General features: G+C 59.4%; 2 protein-coding genes and 1 pseudogene. 2 read left to right on the top strand and 1 reads right to left on the bottom strand.

Annotated elements, in window-relative coordinates:
- The first annotated feature begins 836 nt into the window (after positions 1-836).
- On the top strand, positions 837-1,106 hold the full coding sequence (locus tag ACXJKO_RS30660; RefSeq protein ID WP_457094791.1) for a DUF6894 family protein: 270 nt from the start codon (positions 837-839) through the stop codon (positions 1,104-1,106).
- 1,432 nt (positions 1,107-2,538) lie between these two features.
- Positions 2,539-2,745 (top strand): cold-shock protein, encoded by a 207-nt coding sequence (locus tag ACXJKO_RS30655; protein WP_457094790.1) that lies wholly within the window; start codon positions 2,539-2,541, stop codon positions 2,743-2,745.
- A 390-nt stretch (positions 2,746-3,135) separates the two neighbouring features.
- On the opposite strand, the pseudogene ACXJKO_RS30650 reads toward ACXJKO_RS30655, so the two are convergent.
- Positions 3,136-3,487 (bottom strand): annotated as a pseudogene (locus tag ACXJKO_RS30650) (hypothetical protein); the annotation flags it as partial.

Genomic DNA, 3,487 nt, shown 5'->3' with positions numbered 1-3,487 from the left:
CGGTGGAGCGGGTCTGGCTGTACCTGCGTGAGCGCTATCTCTCGCATCGCGTGCTTGATGACTATGACGCGGTGTTGGAGGCCGTCTGCCACGCCTGGAACCGTCTCCTCGACGAGACAGGCCGTCTCACAACATTGACGGCTTACCCATATCTCACCGCGTCACCAATTCCCTGAACGGGTATAACACGCCACGGCCGTTGAAACCTGAGCTGAGTGCCGCTGCAACGGATGAGATTGGGTGAGGGGCGAGGACGGCAGTGCATCCGTCCCTGTCTTTGGCTCTCGGGCCAAGCGGCCACACAACTCCCTCAAGCGGCTCGATGACAGTCTCATGACGCCGCGGCAGCCGAGCTTCGACGGGAGTCATTCCTCGAGGTCCCCTTTAATGGCTCCTCCTAATCGACATCGACGGTCGCTCGGATCGTACTGATCTCGCCAGCGTCACATCCGTCAACTGAGCGGCAGAACTTCTGAACCTTGGTGATCGTCAGAGGACCAAGCACGCATTTGAGATGTATTTGCTGCACGCAGGCATCTGACTGGGCGCAGCCTTTCTTCTGGCTCTCACACGGTGAGGCCCCGGTTTCCAAAACGCATGCCGTGCAATGAGAGGTCCACGGATTGTTTACCCTAGCCGAGACAGGATGTGCGGCGCGGGTACATAGCGTATCAGCCCAAACAATTCCTCCGGCGCCGATGGCCTCGGAGTTGAGGGAGGGCTTCCCCTCCGCTGGTGCCCTGGTTGAGGATTTCAGACAGCACTCTCAGCCAGGGCGCTGACCGTTCGGAAGAAGCCTACGTGTGATATGTCGGCGCCAGCTAAGGGAGATTGCCGTGGCTCGCTACTGCTTCGACATTCACGATGGTGCACTGAGTGTGCGCGATGACGAGGGCACCGAGTTCGACAGCCTCGACGCTGCGGTGCAGGCAGCCGCTCGCTCAGCGGTTGAGATCGGAACAGGCAGGCTCGCCAAGGGCAACACCAGCGATGTTGTCATCGTGGTGCGCAACGAGCAGAACCAGCGGGTCTGCACCATCAGAGCTTCGATGGTGATCGAGCGGCATTCCCCTCCCCCTCACGATCCGCATCCCTGGAGCGCATAACTGCAAAGGTCAGCACAGACCAAAAGGAACCCGGCACAACGGTCGGGGTCTCGTCCAATAGATAGTCATGAGCATCAGATAGGCTGCTAATCGAGACCCGATGCCGTGTGTCCAGTCCTACGGGGGCAGGTTCGCTTACAGGCTTCTGCGCCGGCGCGAGAAGTACCAGACGGCGGCAATGACTATGATCGCGAGCGTAATGAGCCACCAGTAATCCGCAAGGCCTCCCCGCCTGCTCCCGCGTCACCAGCAGGTGGGGAACCTGGCGCAGGGGAAGGTGCGGGAATCTGCGCCCATGCAGACGAAACGACCAGGAAGAGGAAGCCCAGCAGTGCTGTGAATTTGCTCATGGCGATGACTCCATTGAGGGCCCAGCGCATGAGCTTCATCCAAGGGGACCTCCAAAGGACCAGTCGGTATGGTGTTGAAGCGGCAGATTCTTGCAATCCAAGATGTCTACGTGCTCGTGAGGCGTCGGCCAACCCTCGATACCCAGAGGGTTGATGCCTTGGCCGAGAGCATGTTGGAGAAGGGGCAGGAAGCGCCCACTCTTTTGCGGCCTGATGGCAGCCGCTTTGTTCTGGCGGAGGATCTACATCGCCTCAAAGGCGGCAAGGCCCTTGGAGAGAAAACCGTTCCTGCCTACTTCGTTCAACCCCGCAAACATTGATCTGCACGTGGTGCGCTGCTGGGGCCAATCGAAACGAACAGAGGAAGGAGGAAGAAATCGAAAAGCCGTTGGAGGCTAGTTCCCAGGTCAAGCGTCGGCGGGATCGTCGGGAGAGGTGTGGCTGCTCTTCCTGAGCTTCCACCCTAAGCGTCGGGCTAATGCCGCGCCTGAGTGATCACAACAATCACGTCGATCCCCGCTCGTCTCCGCTCCGCAGCGCGTGCGAACGAGAGCGCCTCCTCCCCGGTTAGGTGGGTCGCGAATGTCTCTCCATCCTGTGACACCGACCACAGACCTTCCCCAATGCGTGTGACTGCAAAGTGTTCCATGCCGGTGGCTCCCTGCTGTGACTCATTGTCAAGCTTAGGTGCCGAACCTTGCCGTCGCATCAGGCTCCAAGGGAGTATCATAACACCAAGAGGGGTAGGTTGTCTGAACCAAACCGCCGTTGACGCCGGCGACACGGAAATTGCCATCCGCGGAGTGCGGCGGTGGGGCGTGACAAGGCCTCAGGAGGTTCGGTTCCAATGATCGGTAAGATCCCAGGCCTAGCGATCTTCATCCTGCAAACGCTGTGTCTCGTCGCAACCACTCTCGCCACGCAACGAGATTGACTATGGAACGACGCTGCGAGGATTAATCCGCCAATGCTTGCCAACCCTTGGTAGTGCAACTAGCCCTCCTCCGCTGGGGATAGGGCAGCAGAGGCAGAATGGGATCAAGACACCATTCTGCGCTGATGGAAAGGGACTACAGACGATAATGGCGACGGGTACTGTGAAATGGTTCAACGAAACCAAAGGCTACGGCTTCATTCAGCCGGACACTGGCGACAAAGATGTTTTCGTGCATATCAGTGCGGTTGAGCGCGCGGGCCTCAGAGGGCTGAGCGAAGGGCAGCAGGTCTCCTACGAGGTCCAATCCGACCGCAGGACCGGTAAAGACTCGGCGGTCGATCTGAAGGTTTAGGACACTTCAAGGTGCCCTGCGGATATCCCGTTGTTGCGAGCGGCCGCTCTTGATAGGGACGGCTTTTTACTGGGGCCGCCCTGTCTAGCAGATCCGAAAATCCGCACGTCCAACGGATCTAAGTCCCTTGCTGTTTACGGTGCTCCGGAGTGAGCAGTACATCGACGAGACCAACAGAGCCGATAGGGCTCAGGATCAACCCTTGCAGAGTATTTGGCGCAGGCCGGATCGGCGAAGCAGCATGTCCGTCTCGGTATACAGTCAGCGCCCATAAGCCTTCACGAAGGCTGTTGTGAGTGTTCGCTCCAGCTCCCATGTCAGTGGACACGGGTTGGCTCGGTTCCAAGCCCGCTGGTGCCGCTCCGCCCGCTTCCTGGACGGGAGGGCAGACTTTCTTCCGTCACGGGTGCGATCCTTCACGAAGTCGTAGCTCCAAACATAGTTGGCCGTTCGGATCGCAGACGGATGCAGGACCCGTCATTAGGCCACAGATGCCCTCTGCTTGGTTGGCAGGCACTTTCAGCCCCTCCTGTCGCCAGATCGGCTCGACCCGTTTGTCGTCGACGACCCAACCGGCTGTCGAGCGCAGGAGCTCTGCGATCCTGCGAGGGCCGTACCGGCCATACCTGGCGGACGAATTCAATGATGTGAGCATGAGCCCCTCCTCACTATCCCGCCCCCGGCCATACCTGGCGGACGAATTCAATGATGTGAGCATGAGCCCCTCCTCACTATCCCGCCC

The organism is Microvirga sp. P5_D2 (assembly GCF_054049475.1).
This window is presented reverse-complemented; position numbering and strand designations above follow the sequence as displayed.